The organism is Phenylobacterium sp. (assembly GCF_041691455.1).
GTDB lineage: Bacteria > Pseudomonadota > Alphaproteobacteria > Caulobacterales > Caulobacteraceae > Phenylobacterium.
This window is the reverse complement of sequence record NZ_JBEPUO010000015.1, coordinates 53,622-79,254: the sequence shown is the minus strand read 5'-3', so window position 1 is coordinate 79,254 and position 25,633 is coordinate 53,622. Positions and strand designations below refer to the sequence as shown.

Genomic DNA, 25,633 nt, shown 5'->3' with positions numbered 1-25,633 from the left:
GAGCAGGACATGACCCGCTACGACGCGGTGAACTACATCGCCCACGGCATCGCCAAGAAGGCCGGCGCCACCGAGGCCAAGCCCGTCAAGGGTTCGTCGGACGACGAGGACAAGCCCACCGTAAAGACCGGCGGCGAGGCGCTCGAAGCCTATTGCGTGAACCTCAACGAGAAGGCCAAGCAGGGGAAGGTCGATCCGCTGATCGGCCGTTCGGCGGAAGTCGAGCGCTGCATCCAGATCCTCTGCCGCCGGACCAAGAACAATCCGCTGCTGGTCGGCGACCCGGGCGTCGGCAAGACCGCCATCGCCGAGGGCCTGGCCCGCAAGATCGTCAACCATCAGGTCCCCGAGGTCCTGGCCGGCTCGACCATCTTCTCGCTCGACATGGGCTCGCTGCTCGCCGGCACCCGCTACCGCGGCGATTTCGAAGAACGCGTGAAGCAGGTCGTCAAGGAGCTGGAGAACCACCCCGACGCGGTCTTGTTCATCGACGAGATCCACACGGTGATCGGCGCCGGCGCGACCAGCGGCGGGGCGATGGACGCCTCGAACCTGCTGAAGCCGGCCCTGGCCTCAGGCACCCTGCGGTGCATGGGCTCGACGACCTACAAGGAATTCCGCCAGCACTTCGAGAAGGACCGCGCGCTCGTCCGCCGGTTCCAGAAGATCGACATCAACGAGCCCACGATCGACGACACGATCAAGATCCTGAAGGGCTTGAAGATCTACTACGAGGAGTTCCACAAGCTCCGCTACACCAACGACGCCATCAAGGCGGCGGTGGAGCTGTCGGCCAAGTACATCAACGACCGCAAGCTGCCGGACAAGGCCATCGACATCATCGATGAAGCCGGCGCGAGCCAGATGCTGCTGCCGGAGAGCCGCCGCAAGAAGATCATCGGGCTGAAGGAGGTCGAGGCCGTCGTCGCCAAGATCGCCCGCATCCCGCCGAAGTCGGTGTCCAAGACCGACACCGAGGCCCTCAAACAGCTGGAAACCGACCTGAAGCGGGCGGTCTACGGCCAGGACGACGCGCTGGATCAACTGTCCGCCGCCATGAAGATGGCCCGGGCCGGCCTGCGCGACGCCAACAAGCCGATCGGCTGCTACCTCTTCTCGGGACCCACCGGCACCGGCAAGACGGAAACCGCCCGCCAGCTGGCCTCGACGCTCGGCATCGAGCTCCTGCGCTTCGACATGAGCGAGTACATGGAGCGCCATACCGTGAGCCGCCTGATCGGGGCGCCTCCCGGCTATGTGGGCTTCGACCAGGGCGGCCTGCTGACCGACGCCGTCGACCAGCATCCGCACGCGGTCGTGCTGCTCGACGAGATCGAGAAGGCCCACCCCGACGTCTACAACATCCTCCTGCAGGTCATGGACCACGGGGCCCTCACGGACTCCAACGGCAAGAAGATCGACTTCCGCAACGTGGTCCTGATCATGACCACCAACGCCGGCGCCTCCGACGCCCAGCGCAACTCGATCGGCTTCGGCCGCGGGAAGCAGGACGACGAGGCCGAGGAAGCGATCAAGCGGGTGTTCACGCCGGAATTCCGCAACCGCCTCGACGCGGTGGTGGCGTTCAAGTCGCTGACGCCGGAGATCATCCGGCAGGTGGTTCAGAAGTTCATCATGCAGCTGGAAGCCCAGCTCGCGGATCGCCACGTCACCATCGAAACCACCGACGAGGCGGCCGACTGGCTGGCCAAGAACGGATTCGACGAACTCTACGGCGCCCGTCCGCTCGGCCGGGTCATCCAGGAGAACATCAAGAAGCCGCTCGCCGACGAGATCCTGTTCGGCAAGCTGGTGAAGGGCGGCCACGTCAAGGTCGTGCTCAAGGACGGTAAGCTGGCCTTCGAGATCGAGGGCGAGAACCGCGAACCCGGCGCCCCGGTCATCGAGAACCCGGCCGAAGAAGCCGCCGAGGCGCCCGCGCCGGTGGCCTAGCGATCGGCTCCATGGATTGAGGAAAACCCCGGGTTCGCGCCCGGGGTTTTTCTTTGGTCCCTAGCTGATCTTCGCCGAGATCTGCCCGGCCAGGACCGTCAGCTCCGCCGGATCGGCCATGCCGCCGCCGGCGTGGCGGCCGAGCGCGACGCCGTCCCAGCGCGGGATGATGTGGAAGTGCAGGTGATAGACGGTCTGGCCGGCGGTCGAGCCGTTGAACTGGGTCACCACCAGGCCGTCGGGGTTGAGCGCGGCGCGGACGGCGCGGGTCACCCGCTGGACACCCAGGATGACGTTCGCCAGGACCTGCGGCTCCTCGTCCAGCAGGTTGCGCGCGCGGGAGTGTTTCGGGATCACCAGCGTATGGCCGCGCGACTGCGGGAAGACATCCATGAAGGCCAGCACGTGGTCGTCCTCGAACACCCGAGCCGCCGGGGCTTCGCCGCGCAGAATCTTGGCGAAGATGTTGCCGTCGTCGTAGGTCCCGTCCAAGCTCATCGGCCGTGCTCCCTGATCGGAGCCGTCGTAGCAAATCGGCTGGGAGGGTGGAACGATGGGCATGGGCGGTTCGAAGGAAAAGCCCTCCGGCCTGACCGAGCGGCAGCAGAAGTGGTTCGCCTCGGTGCAGGCGAGCCTGCAGCGCGATACCGGCAAGACCATCGAGGAATGGGTCGCCATCGCCAGGGCCTGCCCGCACGACAAGCCCCGCGCCCGGTCGGATTGGCTCCGCGAGCATCACGGCCTGGGCGTGAACCGCGCCGCGCACGTGCTGTCGGTGGCCTTCCCCTCGGAGATGCGGTGGGACGACGCAGGACCGCTGCGCGCGGCGCTGTGGAAAGATCCCGCTTCGGAGGCGATCCTGCAGGCGATCGAGAAGGCGGTCGCCAAGCTGTCGGATGTCACCCTTGGCCAGCGCAAGACCTACACGGCCTGGTCGCGCAAGGTGCAGATGACCGCATGCCGGCCGATCAAGGGCGGCCACGTCCTGATCGGCTTTGCGGTGACGCCTGACGCCGATCCGCGGCTGGCGCCCCGCGGTAAGAGCGAAAGCTGGGGAGACCGGCTGAAAGGCCAGCTCCTGCTGACCTCGCCCGCCGAGGTGGACGCGTCCGTGGAGGCTCTATTGAAACAGGCCTGGGAGCGGTCCTAGCCTTCGTCGCGGAACGGCGAGAACTCCTCAGCCAGCCATTCCATCTCGTGCTCGACCCCCTCGCGCTCCTGGGCGACGAAGCGTTCCACCGGGCCGCGCAGCGCCGGGTCGGCGATGTAGTGGGCGGAATAGACCGGCCTCGGCAGATAGCCGCGGGCGATCTTGTGCTGGCCTTGCGCGCCCGCCTCGACGCGGGCCAGGCCCCGGCCGATCGCCCATTCGATGGCCTGGTAGTAGCAGAGTTCGAAATGTAGGAACGGCACGTCCTCGACGCAGCCCCAGTTGCGCCCGTAGAGGCAGTCATCGCCGACCAGGTTGAGCGCCCCGGCGATCCAGCGCCCGCCGCGCCGGGCCATGATCAGCAGCACCCGGTCAGCCATCCGCTCGCCCAGCAGCGAGAAGAACGGCCGCGACAGATAGGGCCGGCCCCACTTGCGCGAGCCGGTGTCCATGTAGAAGCCGAAGAAGGCGTCCCAGTGCTCCTCGCTGAGCTCCGCGCCGGTCAGGCAGAGGATCTCCAGGCCCTCCGCGGCGTCGCGGCGCTCCCGGCGGATGGTCTTGCGCCGGCCGGACGACAGCGCGCCCAGGAAGTCGTCGAAGGTCGCGTAGCCACGGTTTTCCCAGTGGTATTGCTGGCCCTCGCGCAGCGCCAGGCCCTGCTCGCCCATCCAGCGCCACTCGTCTTCGGTCGGGAAATTCACGTGGAAGGAGGACGAGCCGTAGCGCTCGCAAAGCGTCAGCGCGCCGCCCAGCAGGAAGCGCCGGGCCTCCTCGGCGTCGACGTCCGGACGGGCCAGCAGCCGCGCCCCGGTGGCGGGCGTGAATGGCGCGGCGGAGAGCAGCTTCGGATAGTACTGGCCGCCGGCCCGCTCATAGGCGTCGGCCCAGGCGTGGTCGAAGATGTATTCCCCCTGGCTGTGCGACTTCCGATAGAGCGGCATCACCGCGGCGACCCGGCCCTGGTCGTCGTCGATGGCTAGGTGCTGCGGCCCCCAGCCCGTGCGCTCGACAGCACAGTTCGAGGCTTCCAGCGCATCGAGGAAATCGTAGCGGATGAAGGGATTGCCGGCGTAGGCGGGATTGCCGGCGCAGGCGTCCCAGGCCTCGCGGCCGATCTCGGAGACACGGCGGCAAACCCTGACCGCCGGCTTCAACCTCATGGGCGGAAGCCCTCGAAGATCAGGTTGTCGCAGCCGTCGCGGATCGCCTCCCACTGCTGGGGTTCGCGCACGGTCCAGGCGACGATGGGCAGGCCTTCGCCTCGGAGGCCGACGGCGCGGTCGCTGGGCAGCATGTCGAGGCCGAGCGCCAGGAAGTGCGGCTTGGCGATCGCCACATGCTCCAGCTTCGCGAAGCTCGCCCGTTGGGCCTCCGCCATCTGCGGCGCCTTCTTGTAGGAATAGCTGTCGAGGCCGCGCAGGACGCCCGGGAACCGTTCGGCGAACCAGGCGTGGGAATAGGGGTTGAAGCCGATCACGCAGACCGGCCCCGCGTGGTCGATGAGAATCTCGTGGGTGCGCTGCTCCAGCGGGCCCACCTGGCCGTAGGGGGTCTTGAGCTCGACGTGGACCATGGCCCGGCGGCCCACCAGGGCCAGGGTCTCGGGCAGGGTCGGAATGCGTTCTTCGGAACCCTTGAGCCGCAGCTCGGCGAGTTCGCTGGTCGTGCGGTCGCCGAGGCGGCCCTTGACGCCGGTCATCCGCTCCAGGTCGTCGTCATGGAAGACCATGGCCTCGCCGTCGGCGGAAAGCTGGACGTCGAGCTCTATGCCGTAGCCGGCGGCGCAGGCGGCCTGGAAGGCGCCCAGCGAATTCTCCGGCGGCCCGTCAGGGCTCCAGAGCCCGCGATGCGCGATCGCGGGATCGAAGAGCCGCTCCCAGGCTTCGCCGAACCGGGCTTTCACGAGATGGCCACCACCGCGTCGACCTCCACGGCGAAGTTCAGCGGCAGGCGGTAGACGCCGACCGCCGATCGGGCATGGCGCCCGGCGTCGCCGAAGGCCTCGACCATCAGGTCGGAGGCGCCGTTGATCACCTGGGGAATCGCGAAGAAGCCGGGACCAGCCTGGACGAAGCCGTTCAGCTTCACCACCCGGACCACCCGGTCGAGGTCGCCCTCGCAGGCCGCCCGCATCTGGGCGATCAGGTTGATGGCGCAGAGCCGGGCCGCGCGCCTGGCGGTCTCGGCGTCGACCTCTTCGCCGACCACCCCCTTGATTCCGCCGGAGCCATCGACGGAGACCTGGCCTGAGATGTGGATCAGGTCGCCCTGCCGCACGAAGGGCACGTAGTTGGCGACGGGCGGGTTCGGCTGCGGCAGGGTGATGCCCGCGGCGGCCAGGCGGTCTTCGATCTGGGACATGGGCGAAGGTCTAGCGCCCTCCCCCCGATAGGAAAAGGCGGGCGCATAGGAAAAGGGCCGGAGCATCGCTGCTCCGGCCCTTCAGCCTCATCGGCGCGAACGCCGTACGCGAGGGTAAAGCTTTTAGCGGGCGGCTTGCAGGCGCTCGACCATGGCGGTCACGCGCTCGTTCAGCGGCTTCATGCTGTCCTTCACCGAGGCGGAGACCGTCTCGGACATGCGGCCCATTTCGGCCATGTAGCCTTCCAGAGCGGTCTTGGCGAAGGCGGTCTGGAGTTCGACCACTTCCTGCACGCTCTTGGCGCCGGCCAGCGACTTGGCGGCGGCGACCTGGCTTTCGAAGGAGATCTTCGAGAAGGCCATCGCTTGCGCGCCGAGGGCTTCCGCGCCCTTGGTGGCGGCGGTCACCGAGGCGACTACGGCTTCCAGGTTCTTCTTCGAGACGCCATTGGCTTCGTTGAGGGCGGCGAGGGTCTTCTCCACGCCATCTTTGAAGGCGACGTTCGAAGCGGCGGTGATTTGATCGACGGTGGTCTTGACGGTTTCGGCGGCGGCCATGGGATGCAGCTCCTGGCTGAGGCGGCGCGAGCGCCGCAATGCAAAATGGATTTCGGTGGGCTGGTGGGGTAAACGCAGCCGCCTTCTCTCATGTTGCAGTGCAGCAGTCAAAGGGTTTTTGTGCAGTGCAACATATTTGTGAATTCCGCTCACCGAACACCGTGTGGCGCGCGGGGCGCGTGCGGCGCGACAATTTCGCCCGTTCAACTCCTGTTTACTCTCAAGCAAGGGTCTGGCTGTCATGGTAGGCAGATTCACACGGGGCGACCGGCGGTCGTCTCAACCCACTGATTCGACGGACGAAGCATGATCAAGCACGCCCGCCGCCTGTTCCTAGCGTTAGGTCTGGCCGCCACCACCGCCCTGGGCTCCGTCGCAACGCCGGCGAGCGCGCAGATTCCGTACTTCCAGAATTTGCTGTCCGCATCGCAGACGAAGTACGCCGCGATCGTCGTAGATGCGAAGTCGGGCGAGGTGCTCTACGCCAAGCACGAGGACAGCCCGCGCTATCCGGCGTCGATCACCAAGATCATGACGCTCTACCTCACCTTCGAGGCGCTGGCGTCGGGCAAGCTGCATCCCGACGACCGGGTTCTGGTCTCGCCGCACGCAGCGGCCCAGGCCCCGACCAAGCTGGGCGTCCGCGCCGGCGATTCGGTGAGCGTCGAAGAGGCGATGGACGGCATGGCCACCAAGTCGGCCAACGACATGGCCGTGGCCATGGCCGAAAAGCTGGCCGGCACCGAAAGCCGGTTCGCCGCCCTGATGACCCTGCGCGCCCAGGAACTGGGCATGCAGAACACCCATTTCGCGAACGCCTCGGGCCTGCCGGACAGCCGCCAGCTGACCACGGCGCGGGACATCGCCATCCTGTCGCGGGCGGTGATGCGGGACTACCCGCAATACTACAAGCTGTTCAGCCTCCAGGAATTCAAGTTCCGCGGCCAGGTGATGGCCAACCACAACCACCTCCTGGGCCGCATGCAGGGCGTGGACGGGCTGAAGACCGGCTTCACCAACGCCTCGGGCTTCAACCTCGCGGTCTCCGCCGTGCGTGACAACCGCCGGCTGATCACCGTGGTCATGGGCGGTCCGACGACGGCCCAGCGCGACCAGAACGCCGAGGACCTGCTGCTCACCGGTTTCGACGTGATGCGCCGGCGCGCCCTGGGCGAGAAGATCACCGTGGCTCAGAACCTCTTCGAGCCCTCCGAGCTCTCCGGCCCCGTCGTGCGGCCGCCGAGCGAACAGGGCGACGGCGACCAGGGCGGCCTGAAGGTCGAGCTCGCCTCGGCCCCCGCCAGCCGCGCCGGCAAGATCGACGTCACCCCGTCGCGCAAAGGCAAGACGGTCGCGCAGGCCAAGGCCAAGTGGGCCGTGCAGGTCGGCGAATTCCGCTCCCCGAAGGACGCCCGCCACCAGATCGCCTTCGTCGAGAGGAAATTCAGCGAGCACTTCGACGGCGCCACCGGCGGGACCGACAAGGAAGGCCGCAAGTACAAGGCGGTGTTCAGCGGCCTGACCGAGGGCGACGCCAAGGACGCCTGCCGGGCCCTGAAGGCCAAGCGGCTGGCCTGCATGGTGATCAGCCCCACCTGATCCCAACGCTCGGGATCTACCCTTTCAGAAGGCGGTCGCGCGCGGCGTTGAGCTGCATGGCGAGGCCTGTCGTGCCGCCCTTGTCCGGATGGGCCATGCGCATCAGCCGCGTATAGGCGGCTTGGATCTCATCGGGCGTGGCGTCCGGCTCGACGCCGAGCAGCGAGCGGGCCTCCTCCAGGCTCATGCGGCGGTTCACCCGCGGCGCCGGCGCCGGGCCGTTGATCCGCGAGGTGGTCACCAGCCAGAGCCCCAGCACCACCAGGACGATCGAGATCTCCCAGCCGCCGCGCAGGCCGATGTAGGCCGCGCCGACGAAGGCCGCGAGCGCGAAGACGCCGGACAGCAGCCGCCATTCGCGGCGCTTGAAGATCACCTTGCCGCGGCCGAGGCCCACGAGCAGCCACAGGAGCGCGGCTCCGAGGGCGAGGTAAAGCATCGGCTATTCCGCGGCGATCTGCTCGCCGTCCGAGAAGCCCGAGAGGCCGAGCGCGGCCATCAGCGCCCGCAGCTCCTGGCGCGCGGCCACGTGCTGCAGCGACATGGCTACCGGCCGGATGGTCGGGGAGAGATCGGCCACCGTCAGGCCGAACGGGAAGAGTTCGCGATAGATCACCCGGTCGCGCAGCCCCGGCCCGATGCGGAAGCCGACCTTGCGCGAGAGCGTCTCGACCCGCTCGTCCAGCCGCTTCCGGTTACGCGCCTCGGTGGGGGCCAGGCGGTTGCGCAGCACCACCCAGTCGATCGTCTTGCGGTCCTTCACGGCGCGGGCCTTGCGGCTGTTCCAGACAGTCTCCGAATAGAGGCTGTGGCGCTTCAGCTCCAAGGTCACCGGATCGACCACGCCCAGCATGTCGAAGTCGACGAAGCTGTCGTTCATCGGCGTGACGATCAGGTCGGCGAGGCCATGGGCGGCGCGGCTGATCGCTGTGTCGCTGCCGGGAGTGTCGATCAGCACGAAGTCGGCCGCCTCGCTGGCCTGGGCGAAGGCCTCCTCGAAGCGCGCCAGGGCCTCCTCGTCGCTGGCCTTGGCGAGCGCCGCGCCGTCGGCGCTCAGCGGGTGCTCGATCGGCATGGGCGCGACCGCGCCATTGGCGTCCAGCCAAGCCCGGCGATGGGCGAAGAAGTGCGAGGTCGACTGCTGGCGCAGGTCCAGGTCGAGGACCGCCACCTTCGCGTCGGCGTGAAGGAGCGCGGTCGCGGTATGGATGGCGATGGTGGACTTGCCTGCCCCGCCTTTCTCATTGCCGACCACGATGACGCTGGCCTGCGGCATTTTCTGAACTCCTCGAGGGTCGGCGAACGCCGACTCACATCGCGCTAAGGGAGCGCTTTGACCGGACAGGCGTCAACGCGCGGATCGTCGCCGCCTGTGGATGGACGCCTCACCATGCGCCGGCCTCGCGGAGCTGGCGGGCGAGTTCGGTGGGGATGTCGCCGAACGCCTCGATGGAGAGGTCCGCGGGCGCGTCCCTGGGCTCGAGATAGCGCCAGCCCTGGAAGGCCCGTCGCGGCGTCGGCGCGACGCGGACCGGCGTGGGATCCAGGGTCACCTCACAGCGGGCGGTGATCCCCTCGCCTACCGTGTTCACCGCCAGGATCGGCTGGCGGCAGAGGATCACGCCCTTGAAGACCCGGTAGAGGGAGCCGCCGTCGACCAGATCCGCCGCCCGCTTGGGCGTCTGGCGCGTGCGCATGACCCAAGGGCCGCCCGGTTCGCGGGTGCGCTGCCATTCCAGCAGGTCCTCGACGGTCGCCGCGCCGACGCAGAGCTTGATCATGTGGAGCGCCATGACCCTGGATTAGGGCCGGCGCCGGCGTTTGACCAGCGCGGCCTCTCGGCTCAATCCGCGCCGGGCGCCCAGACCGGTTTGCGGCGCTCCAGGAACGCGCGCACGCCCTCCTGGCCTTCCCCGCCGACCCGGGCGTGGGCGATCCGCTTGGCGGTTTCTTCCATCAGGCCGTGATCGATCTTCTGGGCGTAGACGTCCGACGCCAGCCGCTTGGCGTCGGCCACCGCGCCCGGGGCGCAGGCCAGCATCTCGCGGGCGATCCGCGCCTCGGCGGCGGCCAGCGCGGCCGCGTCGGCGGCGATCTCGCCGATCAGGCCGATCCGCAGCGCATGCTCGGCGCCGAACACCTGGCCGGTGGCGAACAGACCGCGCGCCGTCCGCGGTCCGATGGCGGCCACCACATAGGGGCTGATGGTCGCCGGGATCAGGCCGAGCTTGACCTCGGAGAAGGCGAACTTCGCATCGGCCGTGGCGATCGCCAGGTCGCAGGCGGCCGCGACCCCGGCCCCGCCGCCGAAGGCCCCACCCTCGACCAGGGCGATGGTCAGCGCCGGCAGGTCCCAGAGCTGCTTCAGCATCTGGGCCATGGCGTAGGCGTCCTCGCGGTTGTCGCTCTCGCTGCGGTCGACGGCGGCGCGCATCCAGTCGAGGTCGGCGCCGGCGCTGAAGGTCCCGCCGGCGCCCTTGAGGAAGATCACCCGGACGCCCTCGGCGCCGCGCAGGGTCTCGAAGGCCTCGGACAGCGCCGAGATCAGGCCGGCGTCGAAGGCGTTCTTCCGATGCGGCCGGTTCATGATCACCGTCACCGCCCCGTCCTGGGTGGCCTCGATGTGCACCAGGGGCGTGCTCGGGCTGACGTCCGGGACCTCGACCAGCGGATCGGCGATGGGGTTCGACATGCGGAGAGCTCCTTTGAAGCGCCCCTGTCCAACGCCCCACGGGGCCGCAGGGCGCCACGGCGAAGCCATAGCCCCGACTCTTAGGCCACGCTAGGCTCCCGCCCCGTGTCAGCCCTGCCCGATATTCCCGAAGATTCCGCGCTGGCCCGACTGTTCGGACAGGAGCGGGTGCAGGCGGAGGCCGTGTGGTTCTCGTTGCCCGGCGGCCAGACGCTCTATTCCGCCGGCGACAAGTCCGACCAGCTCTATTTCGTGCGCGCCGGCCGGCTGGGCGCCTTCCGCCGCGAACAGGGCAACGAGGCGCAGTTCCTGGGCGTGATCCGGCCCGGCGAGCCGGCGGGCGAGATGTCGCTGATCGCCGACGCCCCGCACTCGGCCGACGTAGTGGCGCTGCGCGACTCCGAGATCATCGCGGTGCCGCGCGACATCTTCTTCGAGGCCGCCGAGGCCGACACCACCGTGATGATCGAGCTCGCCAAGCTGATGATGCTGCGCAGCCGCCAGGCGGTGACCCGCGGCGGCATGGGCGAGCCATCGGTGTTCGGCTTCGTGTCGCTGGGGTCGGGCCTGTTGCGGCCCCTGGTGGAGCGCCTGGGCCGCGAGATCGGCGCCCTCGGCTACAGCGTCACCTCGATCGGCGTCGAGGCGCAGCACGCGCCCACCGAGTGGTTCTCCGACGTCGAGCGCACCCACGACTTCGTGCTCTACGTCGCCGAGGCGCCGGACGGCCATTGGCGCCAGGTCGTGGCCCGGCAGGTCGACCGGCTGTTCCATGTCGGCCGTGGCGACCGCCAGCCGCCGAAGGCCGGCGCAGCGGCGGCGCTTGCTTCGCCGCTGCAGGCCCAGCAGCTCGTCGACCTGATCCTGCTGCATCCGCCCGACACCAGCCGCCCGTCCGGATCCGAAGCCTGGCTGGACGCGGCCCAGCCCGCGCGCCTCTTCCACCTGCGCCGCGACCACGACCCCGACATCGAACGCATGGCTCGCGTGCTCACCGGCCAGTCGGTGGGCCTGGTGCTCTCGGGCGGCGGCGCACGAGCCTACGCCCACGTGGGCGCGGTCCGGGCGCTGCGCGAGCGCGGCGTGCCGATCGACTTCGTGGGCGGGGTCTCCATGGGCGCGGTGATCGCCGCGGGCGTCGCCATGGGCTGGACCGACGAGGAGATGGAGCACCGCATCCGCGAGGCCTTCGTCGACACCAGCCCCTTGACCGACATCGCCGTGCCGATCCTGGCGATGACCCACGGCCTGAAGGTCAACGAGCGGCTGGCGCACAACTTCGGCGAGGTTCAGATCGCCGACCTCTGGCTGCCGTTCTTCTGCCTGTCGTCGAACCTGACCACCGGCGCCTACCAGATGCACCGCCGGGGCCTGCTGCGGAAGGCGCTCCGGGCCTCGATCTCGCTCCCCGGCATCCTGCCGCCCGCCACCGACGACAACAATGTCCTGGTGGACGGGGCGGTGATGAAGAATTTTCCGGCCGACGTGATGCGCGCGGGCCAGCTCGGGCCGATCGTCGGCGTCGACGTCACCACCGGCCGCAGCATCACCGCCGACGACGTCGCCCGCCCGGCTTCGGTCTGGCGCTGGATCTGGTCGGGGCAATGGCGCAGGGGTCCGCCTATCGTCTCGCTGCTGATGCGGGCGGCCACGGTCTCCACCTCCCGCGACCTCACCGCTGCGCGCGAGGCCACCGACCTGCTGGTCCTGCCCGACGTGGCCAAGGTGGAAATCCGCGACTTCTCCGCCTACGCCCCGGCCGTGGCCGAGGGATACCGCGCGACGATCGAGGCGCTGGACAAGCTCGACCGCCCCGTCCAGGCGCTGCGCCGCCGCCCCAGCCTGGAAGAGCAGAAGGCGCGAAAGGCGCAGGCCGCGGCTTTGCGCTGAAACGCCCAAGGCGGCGTTTGCGCGCGCGCCCGAAGCGACCCATATTGAGCGTCCTTGCTCAGCAACTGAAAGGAGGTGATCCAGTGTCTCATAGTGAAAGCCGTAGCCCGGTGACCGTGACCTGGACCTCCGCTTGCGGGGTCCGCGCCTAGGCCTAGCTCTGGCATAGGGTCGCGTACCGCTCTGCGGTCCGACTATGGAAAGGCCGTCCCGGACGCCGGGGCGGCCTTTCGCATTTCCGGAAGCCATGCTTTTTGCGGCCGTTCCAGGGGGAGACTCGATGCGGACGATCGTTGCCTTGCTGCTCGCCGGCGCTTGCCTCGGCGCGGCGCCCGCCTCCGCCGCCGAATTGGCCCGCTTGAAGGCCGAAGCCGCCCAGGTCTCCATCGTCCGCGACGACTGGGGCATCGCCCACGTGCACGGCAAGACCGACGCCCAGGCGGTGTTCGGGATGATCTACGCCCAGGCCGAGGACGACTTCAATCGCGTCGAGGCCAACTACATGACCGCGCTCGGACGCACCGCCGAGGCCGACGGCCAAGCCGCGATCTGGAAGGATCTTCGGCAGAGGTTGTTCGTCGATCCTGTTGATCTGAAATCGAAATATGCGGCCAGCCCCGCCTGGCTGAAGGCCCTGATGGACGGCTGGGCCGACGGACTGAACTACTACCTGGCCACCCATCCGAAGGTCACGCCCAAGGTCATCAGACACTTCGAGCCCTGGATGGCGCTCAGCTTCACCGAGGGCAGCATCGGCGGCGACATCGAAAGGGTGTCCCTGCCCGAGCTCGAGGCCTTCTACGGGGCGCGCCGGACGGCGGCGCTCTCCGACGACGAGAGCTTGAAGTTCAGGGAGCCGGCCGGCTCCAACGGCATGGCGATCTCGCCCTCGATCACCAAGGACGGCCACGCGCTCCTGCTGATAAACCCGCACACCTCCTTCTACTTCCGCTCCGAACTGCAGATGACCAGCGACGAGGGCCTGAACGCCTATGGCGCGGCCACCTGGGGCCAGTTCTTCGTCTACCAGGGCTTCAACGACCACGCCGGCTGGATGCACACCTCGACCGGCGCCGACACGGTCGACGAGTTCGCCGAGACCATCGTGCGCAAGGACGCCACGGTGTTCGAGCGTCACCACCACGGACCGCACGTCGACGCGACCATCGACATCACCAAGGGAAACCAGCCGTTCTATCGCTACGGCGCCGAAGAGCGGCCGGTGACGGTCTCGAAGATCACCATCCCCTACCGCACGCCGGCGGGCGGCCTCGCGCGCCAGACCTTCACGGTCTTCCGCACCCACCACGGGCCGATCGTGCGCGAAGAGAACGGCAGGTGGATCGCGATCGCCCTGATGAACAAGCCGATCGAGGCGCTGGAGCAGTCCTTCGGACGCACCAAGGCCGAGGACCTGGCCTCGTTCCTGAAGGTGGCGGAGCTCGACGCCAATTCGTCCAACAACACCCTCTTCGCCGACTCCAAGGGCGAGACCGCGCTGCTGCTGCCGCAGTTCATGCCCAAGCGCGACAAGCGGTTCGACTACACCAAGCCGGTCGACGGCTCGGACCCCGCCACCGACTGGCGGGGCCTCGACAGCTTCGCCGAGACGCCGCACGTGCTGAACCCGAGGGACGGCTGGGTCTACAATTCCAACGACTCGCCCTGGTCCGCCGCCGGTCCTGACAGTCCCAAGGCCGCGGACTTCCCCCGCTATGTGGACCAGGCCGGCGACAATCCGCGGACCCGCCACGCCACGCGCGTGCTGAGCGCGCGCAAGGACTTCACCCTGCAGACCCTGATCGACGCCGACTTCGATCCCTGGCTACCGGCCTTCGACCGCCAGATCCCGGGCCTGCTCGCCGCCTACGACGCAACCACCGACGCGACCCTCAAGGCGAAGCTTGGCCCGCCCGTGGCCGTGCTGCGCGCCTGGAACGACCGCTGGTCGGCGGACTCCGTGCCAACGACCGTGGCGGTCGGCTGGGGCGAGGCGCTTTGGGCCAAGGTCGCGCCGGAGGCCAAGGCGGCGGGCGTCAAGACCTACGACTACATGGTCCAACGGGCGACGCCGGCCGAGAAGCTGGAGTCGCTGGCCGAGGCCGTGGACCGGCTAACCCGGGACTTCGGGACCTGGCAGGTCCCCTGGGGCCAGATCAACCGCTTCCAGCGTACGGACGACGCCATCGTCGCCGACTTCGACGACGCCAAGCCGAGCATCCCAGTGCCCTTCGCCTCGGCGCAGTGGGGCTCGCTCGCCTCGTTCGGGGCCAAGCGCTATCCGGATACCCGCAACTACTATGGCTCCAGCGGCAACAGCTTCGTGGCCGTGGTCGAGTTCGGCCCCCGGGTGCGGGCCCGCGCCGTCACCGCCGGCGGCGAGAGCGGCGATCCGAAATCGAAGCACTTCGACGATCAGGCCCAGCGCTACGCCTCGGGTGACTTCCGCGAGGTCTATTTCTACCCCGACCAGCTCAAGGGCCACACCGAGCGGCGTTACCGTCCCGGCGAATAGGCCGTCTTAAGGCCGCCAGCCCCTGTCGCGGGCCGCGCGTTCCCCTGCCGCGTCGAGGGTCTCGCCTTGGCGCAGGGCGTCGACCCCGGCCAGCACCGCGGGCGGGACGACGCTGGAGGCCGTGCGGTAGTCCGCGGCGGGCTGCGGGCTCCAGGCCGTTGTGGTCTGGGCCTCCCAGCGGCCATCGCGGCGGCAGGCGAGGCCCGCCAGATGCTCGGCTCCGGCCTCGAAGGTCCGGCAGTAGTGTCCGTCGCTCGCCTTGAAGCTCAGCCCGACCTTTACCGGGCCGGTGTCCGAGGCCAGCTGAAGGGTCAGCGCCTTGTCGAGCTCGCCGCGGGCTACCAGCGCCGGGCCCTCCGGCGCCAAGAGCCCGCGTTCGGGCCAGAGCTCGCGGCCACCCACGACGCCTAGCGCCAGACAGGCCGCCATAGCCGCCCACTGCGGCCAGGCGCTGCGGCGGCGGCCCGGATCGTTGGCGGCGCTGGCCAGGGCCGTGAGCCCCGGCGGTACGGACTCGGCGAGCACCGGGGCGTAGGTCTCGGCGATCCGCGCCTCCAGGCTGCGATGCAGCGCCACCGTGGCGGCGAGCACGGGATCGGCGGCCATTTCCGCTTCGAAGGCGGCGTGGTCCTCGGCCGAAAGCTCGCCGTCGAGATAGGCGATCAGGCGTTCGTCGGCGGTCATGGCCCGGCCTCCCCGAGTTCGGCCAGCAAGGCCATGCGGCCGCGCACCAGGCGGCTTGTCAGGGTGCCGGCCGGGATCTCCAGGACCTCGGCGGCCTCCTGGTATGAAAATCCCTCCACCAGGACGAGGGCGACGGCGATCCGCTGGTCGGGGGGCAGGTTCGCCATGGCGCGTTCCACCTCGACGGCCGCCAAGCGCGTTTCCATTTCGGCCGCGCCATCAGCCCCGACGCCTTCGCCCGCCTCCGGCGGCGAGAACAGGGCGCCGCGACGGCTGCGGGCGCGGGTTTCATCGATCCAGGCGTTCTTCATGATCCGAAACATCCAGCTGTCGAGGCGCGTCCCCGGGCGCCACTGGCCGCGGCGGCTGAGCGCGCGCTCCACCGTGATCTGCACCAGGTCGTCGGCGTCGGCCGGAGCGCGCGCCAGCACCCGCCCCAGCCGTCGCAGACGCGGCAGCAGCTCGACGATCTCGCGCTCAAAACCGGCCAAGGGAGCCCTTCGTCTTGCGGATGAAACGACCTGGTCGCGGCGTTTCATCCCTGCACGCCGCACAAATCTAACGCGCAAGGGGCCCCAAGCGTCGCCTTGGGCGTTGTGAAGGTCAGATGAAACCGAGACCGCCTGTCCGACATCAGCGCCTGGCCCTCGCCCTCGGCCTCGGCCTCGCCGTGGCGCTGGTGGCCTCGCCCGCCCCGGCCCAGCTGGTCGGCGGCGGCCTGCCGGCCCTCCCCGGCGGAGGTCTGCCCGGAGGAGGGCTACCCGGCAGTCTCCCCGACGTCCCGCGCGTGGGCCGCGACCTGCCGAGCCTCGCCGACCGGACGCTGGCTCCGGCTCTGCAGACCGCCACCTCGACACTCACCGCCGTGCGCCGCCTGGCCGCCGAGCGCCTGCTACGCGACCACCGCGACCTGGTCGAGCCCGACGACCACGGCCAGCCCGTCGTCCGCGGCGAGGTGCTGGCCATCGGCGTCGACGTGGCCGCCGCAGCGCGGCTCGGTCAGGCCGGCTATACGGTCCGGCGGACCAGCGACCTGGCCGACCTGGGTCTTCAGGCCGTGGTGCTCGGCCTGCCGGCCGGCAAATCGGCCGTCGCTGCCGTGCGGGAGCTGCGCGCGCTCGATCCGGCCGGCCAGTTCGAATTCAACCACCTCTACATCGAGAGCGGCGCTGTCGGCGGTTCGGCGATCGCCGTCGTCGCGGCCGGCGACGCCTCGGGCTTCACCGTGGGCCTGGTCGACGGATCGGTAGCGGCGAGCCGGCCGGCGCTGGCCGACGCCCGCCTCACGCAGCGCGCCTTCGCGCCCGGCGGCGCCCGCACGACCGCCCACGCCACCGCCGTCGCCTCCCTGATCGTCGGCGCGCGCGGGGCCGCGCCCGGCGCGAGCCTGGACGTGGCCGACGTCTATGGCCCGACGCCGGCCGGCGGATCGGCGGAGGCCATCGCCCGGGGCCTCGCCTGGCTGGCGCGGGAGAAGGTCCCGGTGATCAGCATCAGCCTGGTCGGGCCGCCGAACCTATTGCTCGGCGCGGCGGTCCAGGCGTTGGTGGCGCGCGGCCACCTGGTGGTCGCCCCGGTCGGCAACGACGGCCCTGCCGCGGCTCCGCTCTATCCGGCCGCCTATCCCGGCGTGGTGGCGGTCACCGGCGTCGACGCGCGCCGCCGCGTGCTGCCGGAGGCCGGCCGGGGCGCGCATGTGGACTTCGCCGCCCCCGGCGCCGACGTCTCCGCCGCCGGCCTGGCGGGCGGGTTCGTGACCGTGCGGGGAACCTCTTTCGCCGCCCCTGTCGTGGCGGCGCGGTTGGCGAAGCTGCTGCCGGCCCCGGATCCCGCGGGCGCGCGGGCGGCGGTCGATGCGCTGGGCCGCGCGGCGGTCGATCTCGGCGCACCGGGCCTTGATCCGATCTATGGCCGCGGCTTCGTGGACGCCGGACGCCGCTGAGATTTTTCCGTGCGCCGGGGGATGAAACCGCCCGGCGCCGCCGTTGGACCTCCTGCAAACCCATTCGCACACAGGAGAACATCCATGCGTAGGTCAGCTTTGGTCCTCGGCGCGGCGCTTGGCGCCAGCCTCATCTTCGCCGGCGCCGCCGACGCCCAGATCCTCGGCGGCGGGGGCGGCCTGACTGGCGGTCTCACCGGCGGCGCCGGCCCGGGCGGAATTTCCGGCGGCCTGACGGGCTCGGCCTCGGGATCGGGCAGCCTCGGTCGTCCCGGCCTCGGCTCGCGGATCGGAGAGACCACAAGCCAGGCCACCGACCGCGCCGCGCGGGCGAAACACAAGGCCGTCGGCGCCGCCCAATCGACCGAGAGCACGGCGCGCGGCGCGGGTGACGCCACCGTCGCCCAGGCCCAGTCCGCCGAGGCGCAGGGCCGCGCCGCCGGCGACGCCGCCGTCGTCCAGGGGCTGAGCACCGCCCAGGGCGCGAGCGCCGCAGCGCAATCGGCCGGCCATCAGGCCGCCGCCACGCCCCTGCCGAGCGCGTCGGCCCAGGGCTCCGCCCAAGGGTCGGCCGGCGTCAGCAAGCACGGCGTGTCCGGCTCCGGATCCGCGGAGGGGTCGGCCGCGCCCCCGCGCTGACCCACGCGTACGCTGAGGAGGCCCGGCCGGCACTGGAGAGGTTCATCTGAGCCGCCGGCCGCGGCGCCCCAGTGGAAGGGCCGCCGGAGCAATCCGGCGGCCCTTCGCATGTCCGCCATTACCTCGCGGGTAATGGAGACTGAGCCGCGATCCGGCTAGGTTCGCCTCATGACAGCCGCCCAGAAATCCGTCGGCGACCACCTGCGCGAATGGCGCCGCCGGCGTCGCCTCAGCCAGCTCGATCTGGCGCTCGACGCCGAGATCTCCACCCGCCACCTGAGCTTCCTGGAGACCGGCCGCGCCCAGCCCAGCCGCGAGATGGTCATCCGCCTGGCCGAACAGCTGGAGGTGCCGCTGCGCGAGCGCAATGTGATCCTGGTGGCCGCCGGCTTCGCGCCCGTCTTCTTCGAGCGCGCCATCGACGATCCGGCGCTCGCCGCGGCGCGGCGGGCCATCGACCTGATCCTCAAGGGTCACGAGCCCTATCCCGCGCTGGTGATCGACCTGCGCTGGAACCTGGTGGCCGCGAACGGCGCGCTGGGGCCCCTGTTGGAGGGCGTGGCGCCGGAGCTTCTCGAGGCGCCGGTCAACGTCATGCGGGTCACGCTGCACCCGAAGGGGCTGGCGCCGCGGATCGCCAACTTCGCGGAGTGGCGAGGCCACCTGATCGAGCGCCTGCGCCGCCAGCTCGAGTTGACTGCCGATCCGGGGCTCGCGGCGCTCTTCGAAGAGGTGAACGGCTATCCGGTCCCGCCCGCGCCCGACCGCCGGCCTGAGGATTTCGGCGGCGTCGCGGCGCCGCTGCAGCTCTTGATCGGCGACCGGCTGCTGTCGTTCCTGAGCACCGTCACGGTCTTTGGCGCCGCGGTCGACATCACGCTCTCCGAATTGTCGCTGGAGACCTTCTTCCCGGCCGACGCGGCGACCGCGGAGGCTCTGCGCATCGGCTAGAAGGAGACGCAGGCCGCCTGGGTGACCAGCAGGACGGAGTCCTGGTGGAAGCGGGCCTTGTAGGCCGTGCGGACCGCCTCGACCCGGCCCGGGACCTCGCGGCCCTTCGGCAGCACGATCAGCACGACCTTGGAGGCCTCGCGGATCATCCGGTTCTCCTCGCCGCGCCACTGGCCGCCGCCGTCCATGACGGTCAGGCCGTCCGGGAACCTGGGCGTCAGCTCCTCGTCCACGAATTTGCGGAAGTCGGCCTCGCTGACCCCGGGCTTGTCGCCGACGTTGCGGCCGAAGAAGAGCTGAGCGGTATGCCGATACTCCTGCCCCGCCGGACAGGCCGGCGTCGACGCAGGCGGCGGCACGGTGGCGCAGCCGGCCAGGACGAGCGACAGGACGAGGGCCCCCAGAGCTTTCATCCCCCGATCAGCTCCCGCCCGATCAGGAAGCGGCGGATCTCATTGGTGCCCGCGCCGATGTCATAGAGCTTGGCGTCGCGCACCAGGCGCTCCACCGGATAGTCCTTGGTGTAGCCCGCGCCGCCCAGCGCCTGGACCGCCTCCAGCGACACCCGCACGGCGTTCTCCGACGCCATCAGGATGGCGCCGGCCGCATCGAACCGGGTGGTCATGCCCGCGTCGCAGGCCTTGGCGACCGCGTAGACGTAGGCGCGCGCCGAATTCAGCGCGACGTACATGTCGGCGATCTTGCCCTGCATCAGCTGGAAGGAGCCGATCGCCTGGCCGAACTGCTTGCGCTCGCGCACGTAGGGCAGGACCACGTCCAGGCAGGCCTGCATGATGCCCAAAGGCCCGGCCGCCAACACCGCGCGCTCGTAGTCGAGGCCGCTCATCAGGACGCCGACGCCGCCGTTCTCGGGGCCCATGACGTTCTCTTCGGGGACCTCGCAGTCCTCGAACACCAGCTCGCCGGTGTCGGAGCCGCGCATGCCCATCTTGTCGAGCTTCTGGGAGACGCTGAAGCCCTTGAAATCCTTCTCGATCAGGAAGGCGGTGATGCCGCGGCCCGCGGCCTCCGGATCGGTCTTGGCGTAGACCACCAGGGTGTCGGCGTGCGGCGCGTTGGTGATCCAGAATTTCGTGCCGTTCAGGACGTAGCGGTCGCCGACTTTCTTGGCCACCAGCCGCATGGAGACCACGTCGGAACCCGAACCGGCCTCGCTCATGGCCAGAGCGCCGACGTGCTCGCCGGATATCAGCTTCGGCAGGTATCGCTGCTTCTGTTCCTCGGAGCCCCAGCGGCGGACCTGGTTCACGCAGAGGTTCGAGTGCGCGCCGTAGGACAGGCCCACGGAGGCGGAGGCGCGGGAGACCTCTTCCATCGCCACCACGTGCTCAAGGTAGCCCAGGCCAAGGCCGCCATAGGTCTCCTCTACGGTGACGCCATGCAGGCCGAGCTCGCCCATCGGTATCCAGAGTTCGCGCGGGAAGCTGTTGGTCTCGTCAATCTTCGCCGCCAGCGGCGCGATCTTGTCGGCCGCAAAGCGTGCGGTGGTTTCGCGGATGGCGTCGGCGGTCTCGCCGAGGCCGAACTCCAGGGTGGGTCCGTGGTTGGGGATCATGCGGCGGGGCTTAGCATGAGCCGCGCCCGACCGCGAATACGCCTATCGGCGCTGGCGCGCCCGGCGTTCGGAGGCCCGGCCCAGCCGGTCGAGCAGGAAGTAGATCGCCACCACGAAGAAGCCGACGCCGGCGATCCCGGCGAGGCCGCCCACCAGCCGCGGCCCGAACCACTCGGAATTGGCCACCGGCCGGGCGTTGGCGGCCCAGAAGATCCCACCGCCGAAGAAGATCAGGCCCAGCACCGCCAGCGCCACGAGGGTCAGCATGCCGCCCTGGGACGGCGGCGGCAGCGGTTGCACGGCGGGGGGTACGAATTCGAAGGGCGCCGAGTCGTCGATCACCGTGCGCTCGCGCTGGCTCTCCGCGCCATCAGCGGCCTCATCCTCGGCCCTGTTGTCGGCCAGGTCGTTGGCCGGCGCGGGATCGAACAGGTCGCGGCCGCGATGCTCGTTGGCCTCGTCGCGCTCGGCGTCGTCGGTTTCGGCCTCGGGCGTCTCGTCCTGCGGCTCCGGCGCACGCAGGAAGAACGGCACGGGGTCCTCAAGCGGAGCGAAGCTCGGCATTCCGAAGTCGTCCTGCGGATGCGGATCCTCGGGGATGCGCTCAGGGTGCGGCTGCGGCCGGACTTCGGCCTCTTCATGCGCCTCCTCGGAGACCGGCTCTTCGGGAGCCGGCTCTTCAGGGGCCGGCTCCTCGCCGGGGTCCTGGAAGATGGTCGAGAGCCGCGCGCTGACCGCCTCGGCGGCGGTCCTGGCGGGATCTTCTGAGTCATACTCCGGCGGCGCCGGCGCGGGCGTCGGTGCGTCCTCGCGCAGCATGACGATCGTGTCGCCGTCCAGGGCGGTGGTCACGTCGACCGGCGCATCGCGCGGCACGAGGCCCTGCGCATCGCTGTCGAGCAGGGGCCGCAGGAGCGGCGACGGTGCCGGCACCCAGGCGTCGCCCTCCGGCGTCAGGAACAGGGTCTTCTCGCAGGCGCGGCGGCGGACCAGGGCGTCGACGACGATCCGCTCGCCCGCGACTTCCGCCTTACGCCACAGCTCCATGGCGCAGGCCGCCTGGATGGGCGCGCCCTCGTTCAGCCGCCGCAGCACGCCCGAGCGGTGGAAGTTGTCGAGGCCGATATTGAAGGTGAAGGACGCCAGAGCGTCGAACTGGTTCTGGTTGAGCGGCGCGAACACCGCCTCGTTGAGCGCATGGGCGATGGCGATCAGGTCGTAGAGCAGCAGGGCCTCGGCGTCGTCCTCCGACACCTGGGCCCCCTGGCGGGCGGTCAGCGTATGGCCGTGGCCGATCGTCCAGCGCCCATCGGGAAGCTGAGCGGCCGCTCGGCGGTAGCCCTCGAACCGCTTGATCAGCTCGATCGCGGCTCGGGATACACGGTGGCGAGGCTGCATGCCCTCTGACCCAGTTTGACGCAACGCGCACAGGCGCCAGCCCTTACCGGCAAGTCCTGGGCCGAAATTCTTACTAGGCCAGTCCTTACAACAGGATAAGCGCCGCAATGCCCAGAAGTGCGAGGAATCCGAAGAAGTCGGTCATGAAGGTGACGACCACCGAGGAGGAGACCGCGGGGTCGCGCCCGAACCGGTCGAGCACGATCGGGGCGAGAATCCCCCCCAGCGCGGCCACGAAAAGGTTGGCGATGATCGCCAGGAAGACCACCAGCGACAGCTTCCAATCGTGCTGCCAGATAAACAGGCCCGCTCCGAGGATCAGGCCGACCGACGCGCCGTTCAGTAGCCCCACGGCCAACTCGCGCAGGATGATGCGCATGGCGTTGGCCGCGTTCAGCTCCTTGCTGGCGATGGCGCGCACCGCCACCGTCAGGGCCTGGGTGCCGGCGTTGCCGCCGAGCGAGGAGACGATGGGCAGCAGCATCACCAGCACCACAATCTTGGCGATCATCGGCTGGAAGGGGCCGATGACGATGACGGCGATGGCCTCGGTGACCAGGTTGATCATCAGCCAGGGGAGGCGCGAGCGCACGATGCCGACAAAGCCGGCGTCGCGGCCGGCGTCGGACACCCCGGCCAGGGCCAGGATGTCTTCCTCTGTCTCTTCCTGGATGACGCCGACGATGTCGTCGACGGTGATCTGGCCGACCAGCCGGCCGCCGGGCTCGACGACGGGGGCCGAGATCAGCCGGTATTTGTCGAAGATGTAGGCCACCTCCTCCTGGTCCATGTCGACCGGGATTTCGGTGATCTGCTCCATGATCTGGGCGAGCGGGGTGTCGCGTTGCGCGCGCAACAGGTGGCTGACGGAGACCGCCCCCACGGGCTTGTAGGCCGGGTCGACCACATAGACGTCGAAGAACAGCTCCGGCAACTCCTCGCTCTCGCGGCGCAGGTGGTCGATGGTGTGGCCGACGGTCCAGAACTGCGGCGCGGCCACCACCTCGCGCTGCATGAGCCGCCCGGCGGTCTCGTCCTCGTAGGCCAGCGTGGTCTCGATGGCGGCCCGCTCGACGTCGGGCATGGCGGCCAGCACCTGGGCGCGCTTGTCGGCCTCCAGGTCGTCGACGACGTCGGCGGCGTCGTCGCTCTCCATCTCGCCCAGCGCCTTGGCCAGGATCGCCGAGGGGACGTGTTCGAGGATCTCCTCGCGGATCTCGGTGTCGAGCTCGGAGAGCACCTCGCCGAGGATCTCGGGGTCGAGGTGCGGGACCAGTTCCTCGCGGTCGTCCGCCGACAGGAAGCCCATCAGGTCGGCGACGTCGGCCGGGTGCAGCGCGCCCAGGAGCTCGCGCAGCCGCTCGGCGTCGCCGCGGTCGAGCGCGTCGACGACCATCGGGACGTAGGCCGGATTTAGGGAATAGTCCTCGCCTAGGGCGAGGTCTTCCAGGTCCTCTTCGGCCTCAGGTCGTTCGGATAGCTCAAGGTCGTCCGTTTCGCGGCTCATGCGGACCTCCCTGGCTTATGTCGAAGCGCGTTTTTCCTGAGGAATTTTAAGGACCTTGATTCACTGGTGCGGTCGAGAAGACTCGAACTTCCACGGGTTGCCCCACAGCGACCTCAACGCTGCGCGTCTACCAATTCCGCCACGACCGCTCGTGGTGAGCCGCGGGGGGTAGCAAACGGCGAAGGCTTTGTGAAGGGCGGCGAAACGCCCGGCGCGATCCAGGCTCTACTGGCCGCCGGCCATGAAGTCGTAGACGTTGGCCGCGCGGGTCACGGCGATGGAAATCTTTTCATCGTTGATCTGGATTTCACCGCGGGCGATCGGGTGGTTGTTGGCCAGGATCCAGACCTCGTCATTGACCGCGGTGTCGAGCGGGATCACCGCGCCGCGGCCCATGCGCAGCAGCTGCTGCATGGGAAGCGTCGAGCGCCCCAGCACCACCTGGATTTCGACATTGACCGCCTTGACTTGGCTCACGCAGAACGCCCCCGACCTCACGCGGGCTTTGCGCATGGCAGGCCCAGGGCCCACATTGGCAGTCACATGCTTGACCGGGTGTTAAATCCAGCGGCGAACGCGCCGATTTTCGGCCGCGCGGACCGCTTTCCGGCCGAGTGGGCGGTTTCGCGGGCGCCGGTCGCCTATCCCGACGCCGTCGCGGCCATGGAAGCGCGCGCCGCCGCCATCGCCGAGGGCCGCGCGGGCGAGCTTGTCTGGCTCCTGGAGCACCCGCCGCTCTACACGGCCGGCGTCTCGGCCAAGCCCGGGGACCTCCTGGAGCCCGATCGCTTCCCGGTGTTCGAAAGCGGCCGGGGCGGGCAGTTCACCTACCATGGCCCAGGCCAACGGGTGGCCTATGTGATGCTCGACCTCACGCAGCGCCAGCGGGACGTCCGGGCGTTCGTGGCCGCCCTGGAGGCCTGGGTGATCGGCGCCCTGGCGCGGTTCAACGTTGCGGGCGAGGTCCGTCCGGGCCGGGTCGGCGTCTGGGTGGAGCGGCGCGCGCCCGGCCAGCCGCCCCGGGAAGACAAGATCGCCGCCGTCGGCGTGAAGTTGCGCCGCTGGGTGTCGTTCCACGGGATTTCGCTCAATGTGGAGCCTGACCTTGCCCATTTCAGCGGCATCGTCCCCTGCGGCGTCACCGACCACGGGGTGACCAGCCTCGTGGACCTGGGCCTGCCGGCCACGCTCGACGAAGCTGACGCCGCGCTGAGGGTCAGCTTCGCCGAGGTCTTCGGACCGGTGGCGGACGCCGACCCGCCGCGCTAGGCAGAGCTTCCAAGGCGCCGGCGAGTCGGTATGCTGAGACCCAGATGTGGGGGCAAATGATCGACAGCGACCGCCGTCTGAGCGCAGCCCTGGGCCTCGCGGCCGCGCTGGCGCTCAGCGCCACTGTCGCGCCCGCAGCGGCCGAGGGCTCCGCCATCAACTATCCGCCGTCGCGCTCGCTCGCCGACGTGGCGGCCTGGCTGCAGCGCGACACGCCCATCTCGCCGGCCCAGGTGGTCGACATCAGCCCCTCGGCGGTGGCCGCGGTTGTCGCGGTGACGCCGACCGGCGAGCCGCGCGGCTTCCTCGCCACCATCGACTACGAGGCCATGAACCCGGAGATCGAGTCGCATGACGGCATCGCCTCCTGGTCGATCCCGGTGCAGGTCGACTGCGATCGGCGGGCCGTGCGGCTGGGAATGATGACCGGCTTCCGCAGCCGCGACCTCCAGTCGGACCCCAAGGTGCTGCGCCCGGCCGACGCCAACTTCGTCACGCCGACGCCGAGCGCCCCGCTCGGGTCGGTGATCCGCGCCCTCTGCGACCGCGATTTCCGACGCCCGCTGATGGGCGGCCGGTTCAGGACAGCCTCGAAGGCGCCTGACAAGGCTGCGAAGTCGCCGGTCGCGCCCGCCGATGCGCCGGCCCCGGCCGCCGCGCCCAAGCCGGCGAAGCCCGTCGTGAAGACGGCGGGGACCGGATCGGCGGTGAGCGTGCAGGTCGGCGCCTCCTCGAGCCTGCCGGACGCCCAGGACCTGCTGGCGCGGCTCAGGAAGAAGTCCCCCGCCCTGCTCGCCGGCCTCACCACCGACGTGGCCACCGTCGAGGTGGAGGGCAAGACCGTGAATCGGGCCCTGATCTCGGGCTTCGCGACGGCCGTGGAGGCCGCCCAACTCTGCGAAAAGCTGAAGGCGGGTGGACAGGCCTGCTTCGTCAGGCGCTGAGATTC

The 25,633-nt window shown here is 69.8% G+C and carries 26 protein-coding genes and 1 tRNA gene; 10 read left to right on the top strand and 17 right to left on the bottom strand.

The genetic code is table 11. From position 1 onward, the window contains the following. Positions 1–1,953, top strand: a 1,953-nt coding sequence (gene clpA / locus ACESMY_RS16325) for an ATP-dependent Clp protease ATP-binding subunit ClpA (RefSeq protein WP_372785672.1), incomplete at its 5' end; no start/stop codon positions are given. 60 nt (positions 1,954–2,013) lie between these two features. On the opposite strand, the gene ACESMY_RS16320 is transcribed toward clpA, so the two are convergent. Beyond that, entirely contained in the window at positions 2,014–2,451 is a 438-nt protein-coding gene (locus ACESMY_RS16320; RefSeq protein WP_372785671.1) for an HIT family protein, read from the bottom strand. A 61-nt stretch (positions 2,452–2,512) separates the two neighbouring features. On the opposite strand from ACESMY_RS16320, the gene ACESMY_RS16315 reads away from it, so the two are divergent. Beyond that, on the top strand, positions 2,513–3,103 hold the full coding sequence (locus ACESMY_RS16315; protein WP_372785670.1) for a DUF5655 domain-containing protein: 591 nt from the start codon (positions 2,513–2,515) through the stop codon (positions 3,101–3,103). On the opposite strand, the gene ACESMY_RS16310 is transcribed toward ACESMY_RS16315, so the two are convergent. The 4 genes from ACESMY_RS16310 to ACESMY_RS16295 form a co-directional block, all read right to left on the bottom strand. After that, positions 3,100–4,263, bottom strand: a complete 1,164-nt coding sequence (locus ACESMY_RS16310; protein WP_372785669.1) for a GNAT family N-acetyltransferase — start codon at positions 4,261–4,263, stop codon at positions 3,100–3,102. The genes ACESMY_RS16315 and ACESMY_RS16310 overlap by 4 nt on opposite strands. Beyond that, positions 4,260–5,006, bottom strand: a complete 747-nt coding sequence (locus ACESMY_RS16305; RefSeq protein WP_372785668.1) for a glycerophosphodiester phosphodiesterase — start codon at positions 5,004–5,006, stop codon at positions 4,260–4,262. Before ACESMY_RS16305 ends, ACESMY_RS16310 begins: the two co-directional genes overlap by 4 nt. Beyond that, entirely contained in the window at positions 5,003–5,464 is a 462-nt protein-coding gene (locus ACESMY_RS16300; RefSeq protein WP_372785667.1) for a RidA family protein, read from the bottom strand. The genes ACESMY_RS16305 and ACESMY_RS16300 overlap by 4 nt, the downstream gene beginning before the upstream one ends. A gap of 123 nt (positions 5,465–5,587) precedes the next feature. Continuing rightward, positions 5,588–6,022: a phasin family protein gene (locus ACESMY_RS16295; protein ID WP_372785666.1), complete on the bottom strand. Its 435-nt coding sequence runs from the start codon at positions 6,020–6,022 to the stop codon at positions 5,588–5,590. A 306-nt stretch (positions 6,023–6,328) separates the two neighbouring features. On the opposite strand from ACESMY_RS16295, the gene ACESMY_RS16290 reads away from it, so the two are divergent. Beyond that, positions 6,329–7,621, top strand: coding sequence for a D-alanyl-D-alanine carboxypeptidase (locus tag ACESMY_RS16290; protein ID WP_372785665.1), 1,293 nt, complete (start codon positions 6,329–6,331; stop codon positions 7,619–7,621). Positions 7,622–7,637: 16 nt separating this feature from the next. On the opposite strand, the gene ACESMY_RS16285 is transcribed toward ACESMY_RS16290, so the two are convergent. The 4 genes from ACESMY_RS16285 to ACESMY_RS16270 all read right to left on the bottom strand — a co-directional run bounded on the left by ACESMY_RS16285 (position 7,638) and on the right by ACESMY_RS16270 (position 10,313). Continuing rightward, on the bottom strand, positions 7,638–8,060 hold the full coding sequence (locus ACESMY_RS16285; protein ID WP_372785664.1) for a J domain-containing protein: 423 nt from the start codon (positions 8,058–8,060) through the stop codon (positions 7,638–7,640). Between the two features lie 3 nt (positions 8,061–8,063). Then, on the bottom strand, positions 8,064–8,897 hold the full coding sequence (locus ACESMY_RS16280; RefSeq protein ID WP_372785663.1) for a division plane positioning ATPase MipZ: 834 nt from the start codon (positions 8,895–8,897) through the stop codon (positions 8,064–8,066). Between the two features lie 109 nt (positions 8,898–9,006). Beyond that, positions 9,007–9,414, bottom strand: coding sequence for a DUF1489 domain-containing protein (locus tag ACESMY_RS16275; protein WP_372785662.1), 408 nt, complete (start codon positions 9,412–9,414; stop codon positions 9,007–9,009). Between the two features lie 50 nt (positions 9,415–9,464). Further along, positions 9,465–10,313 (bottom strand): enoyl-CoA hydratase-related protein, encoded by an 849-nt coding sequence (locus ACESMY_RS16270; protein WP_372785661.1) that lies wholly within the window; start codon positions 10,311–10,313, stop codon positions 9,465–9,467. A gap of 105 nt (positions 10,314–10,418) precedes the next feature. On the opposite strand from ACESMY_RS16270, the gene ACESMY_RS16265 reads away from it, so the two are divergent. Beyond that, positions 10,419–12,203 carry a patatin-like phospholipase family protein gene (locus ACESMY_RS16265; protein WP_372785660.1) on the top strand — a complete coding sequence of 595 codons (1,785 nt, stop codon included), beginning with the start codon at positions 10,419–10,421 and terminating at the stop codon, positions 12,201–12,203. A gap of 280 nt (positions 12,204–12,483) precedes the next feature. Beyond that, entirely contained in the window at positions 12,484–14,718 is a 2,235-nt protein-coding gene (locus tag ACESMY_RS16260; RefSeq protein ID WP_372785659.1) for a penicillin acylase family protein, read from the top strand. A 6-nt stretch (positions 14,719–14,724) separates the two neighbouring features. On the opposite strand, the gene ACESMY_RS16255 is transcribed toward ACESMY_RS16260, so the two are convergent. Then, a complete protein-coding gene (locus ACESMY_RS16255; RefSeq protein WP_372785658.1) occupies positions 14,725–15,402 on the bottom strand; it encodes an anti-sigma factor in 678 nt (225 codons plus the stop codon). Continuing rightward, positions 15,399–15,893, bottom strand: a complete 495-nt coding sequence (locus ACESMY_RS16250; RefSeq protein ID WP_372785657.1) for an RNA polymerase sigma factor — start codon at positions 15,891–15,893, stop codon at positions 15,399–15,401. Before ACESMY_RS16250 ends, ACESMY_RS16255 begins: the two co-directional genes overlap by 4 nt. Before the next feature lie 116 nt (positions 15,894–16,009). Here ACESMY_RS16250 and ACESMY_RS16245 point away from each other — a divergent pair, with 116 nt between their 5' ends. From ACESMY_RS16245 to ACESMY_RS16235, 3 genes are all read left to right on the top strand, one after another. Continuing rightward, positions 16,010–17,344, top strand: coding sequence for a S8 family serine peptidase (locus ACESMY_RS16245; RefSeq protein ID WP_372785656.1), 1,335 nt, complete (start codon positions 16,010–16,012; stop codon positions 17,342–17,344). A gap of 84 nt (positions 17,345–17,428) precedes the next feature. Continuing rightward, on the top strand, positions 17,429–17,983 hold the full coding sequence (locus ACESMY_RS16240; protein WP_372785655.1) for a hypothetical protein: 555 nt from the start codon (positions 17,429–17,431) through the stop codon (positions 17,981–17,983). Positions 17,984–18,151: 168 nt separating this feature from the next. Continuing rightward, on the top strand, positions 18,152–18,934 hold the full coding sequence (locus ACESMY_RS16235; protein WP_372785654.1) for a helix-turn-helix domain-containing protein: 783 nt from the start codon (positions 18,152–18,154) through the stop codon (positions 18,932–18,934). Here ACESMY_RS16235 and ACESMY_RS16230 read toward each other — a convergent pair. From ACESMY_RS16230 to ACESMY_RS16205, 6 genes are all read right to left on the bottom strand, one after another. Next, complete coding sequence (locus ACESMY_RS16230) at positions 18,931–19,347, bottom strand: DUF3574 domain-containing protein (RefSeq protein WP_372785653.1); 417 nt, start codon at positions 19,345–19,347, stop codon at positions 18,931–18,933. The genes ACESMY_RS16235 and ACESMY_RS16230 overlap by 4 nt on opposite strands. Further along, positions 19,344–20,510 (bottom strand): isovaleryl-CoA dehydrogenase, encoded by a 1,167-nt coding sequence (locus tag ACESMY_RS16225; protein WP_372785652.1) that lies wholly within the window; start codon positions 20,508–20,510, stop codon positions 19,344–19,346. The genes ACESMY_RS16230 and ACESMY_RS16225 overlap by 4 nt, the downstream gene beginning before the upstream one ends. Positions 20,511–20,552: 42 nt before the next feature. Beyond that, on the bottom strand, positions 20,553–21,908 hold the full coding sequence (locus ACESMY_RS16220) for a lysozyme (protein WP_372785651.1): 1,356 nt from the start codon (positions 21,906–21,908) through the stop codon (positions 20,553–20,555). 85 nt (positions 21,909–21,993) lie between these two features. Next, a complete protein-coding gene (mgtE, locus tag ACESMY_RS16215; protein WP_372785650.1) occupies positions 21,994–23,415 on the bottom strand; it encodes a magnesium transporter in 1,422 nt (473 codons plus the stop codon). A gap of 64 nt (positions 23,416–23,479) precedes the next feature. Further along, positions 23,480–23,564, bottom strand: a tRNA-Leu gene (locus tag ACESMY_RS16210). A gap of 76 nt (positions 23,565–23,640) precedes the next feature. Beyond that, positions 23,641–23,928 carry a FliM/FliN family flagellar motor switch protein gene (locus tag ACESMY_RS16205; protein WP_372785649.1) on the bottom strand — a complete coding sequence of 96 codons (288 nt, stop codon included), beginning with the start codon at positions 23,926–23,928 and terminating at the stop codon, positions 23,641–23,643. 30 nt (positions 23,929–23,958) lie between these two features. Here ACESMY_RS16205 and lipB point away from each other — a divergent pair, with 30 nt between their 5' ends. Both lipB and ACESMY_RS16195 read left to right on the top strand, forming a co-directional pair. Continuing rightward, the gene (lipB, locus tag ACESMY_RS16200) at positions 23,959–24,684 is read left to right on the top strand and encodes a lipoyl(octanoyl) transferase LipB (protein WP_372785648.1); all 726 of its coding nucleotides are present in this window, start codon (positions 23,959–23,961) and stop codon (positions 24,682–24,684) included. A gap of 56 nt (positions 24,685–24,740) precedes the next feature. Continuing rightward, complete coding sequence (locus tag ACESMY_RS16195) at positions 24,741–25,628, top strand: SPOR domain-containing protein (RefSeq protein WP_372785647.1); 888 nt, start codon at positions 24,741–24,743, stop codon at positions 25,626–25,628. The last annotated feature ends 5 nt before the right edge of the window (positions 25,629–25,633 follow it).

Coding starts and splice junctions, on each gene's coding strand:
- ACESMY_RS16320 (WP_372785671.1), bottom strand. CDS start 2,451: ATGAGCTTGGACGGGACCTACGACGACGGCAACATCTTCGCCAAGATT.
- ACESMY_RS16315 (WP_372785670.1), top strand. CDS start 2,513: ATGGGCGGTTCGAAGGAAAAGCCCTCCGGCCTGACCGAGCGGCAGCAG.
- ACESMY_RS16310 (WP_372785669.1), bottom strand. CDS start 4,263: ATGAGGTTGAAGCCGGCGGTCAGGGTTTGCCGCCGTGTCTCCGAGATC.
- ACESMY_RS16300 (WP_372785667.1), bottom strand. CDS start 5,464: ATGTCCCAGATCGAAGACCGCCTGGCCGCCGCGGGCATCACCCTGCCG.
- ACESMY_RS16295 (WP_372785666.1), bottom strand. CDS start 6,022: ATGGCCGCCGCCGAAACCGTCAAGACCACCGTCGATCAAATCACCGCC.
- ACESMY_RS16290 (WP_372785665.1), top strand. CDS start 6,329: ATGATCAAGCACGCCCGCCGCCTGTTCCTAGCGTTAGGTCTGGCCGCC.
- ACESMY_RS16285 (WP_372785664.1), bottom strand. CDS start 8,060: ATGCTTTACCTCGCCCTCGGAGCCGCGCTCCTGTGGCTGCTCGTGGGC.
- ACESMY_RS16280 (WP_372785663.1), bottom strand. CDS start 8,897: ATGCCGCAGGCCAGCGTCATCGTGGTCGGCAATGAGAAAGGCGGGGCA.
- ACESMY_RS16275 (WP_372785662.1), bottom strand. CDS start 9,414: ATGGCGCTCCACATGATCAAGCTCTGCGTCGGCGCGGCGACCGTCGAG.
- ACESMY_RS16270 (WP_372785661.1), bottom strand. CDS start 10,313: ATGTCGAACCCCATCGCCGATCCGCTGGTCGAGGTCCCGGACGTCAGC.
- ACESMY_RS16260 (WP_372785659.1), top strand. CDS start 12,484: ATGCGGACGATCGTTGCCTTGCTGCTCGCCGGCGCTTGCCTCGGCGCG.
- ACESMY_RS16255 (WP_372785658.1), bottom strand. CDS start 15,402: ATGACCGCCGACGAACGCCTGATCGCCTATCTCGACGGCGAGCTTTCG.
- ACESMY_RS16245 (WP_372785656.1), top strand. CDS start 16,010: ATGAAACCGAGACCGCCTGTCCGACATCAGCGCCTGGCCCTCGCCCTC.
- ACESMY_RS16240 (WP_372785655.1), top strand. CDS start 17,429: ATGCGTAGGTCAGCTTTGGTCCTCGGCGCGGCGCTTGGCGCCAGCCTC.
- ACESMY_RS16235 (WP_372785654.1), top strand. CDS start 18,152: ATGACAGCCGCCCAGAAATCCGTCGGCGACCACCTGCGCGAATGGCGC.
- ACESMY_RS16230 (WP_372785653.1), bottom strand. CDS start 19,347: ATGAAAGCTCTGGGGGCCCTCGTCCTGTCGCTCGTCCTGGCCGGCTGC.
- ACESMY_RS16225 (WP_372785652.1), bottom strand. CDS start 20,510: ATGATCCCCAACCACGGACCCACCCTGGAGTTCGGCCTCGGCGAGACC.
- ACESMY_RS16220 (WP_372785651.1), bottom strand. CDS start 21,908: ATGCAGCCTCGCCACCGTGTATCCCGAGCCGCGATCGAGCTGATCAAG.
- mgtE (WP_372785650.1), bottom strand. CDS start 23,415: ATGAGCCGCGAAACGGACGACCTTGAGCTATCCGAACGACCTGAGGCC.
- ACESMY_RS16205 (WP_372785649.1), bottom strand. CDS start 23,928: ATGCGCAAAGCCCGCGTGAGGTCGGGGGCGTTCTGCGTGAGCCAAGTC.
- lipB (WP_372785648.1), top strand. CDS start 23,959: ATGCTTGACCGGGTGTTAAATCCAGCGGCGAACGCGCCGATTTTCGGC.
- ACESMY_RS16195 (WP_372785647.1), top strand. CDS start 24,741: ATGATCGACAGCGACCGCCGTCTGAGCGCAGCCCTGGGCCTCGCGGCC.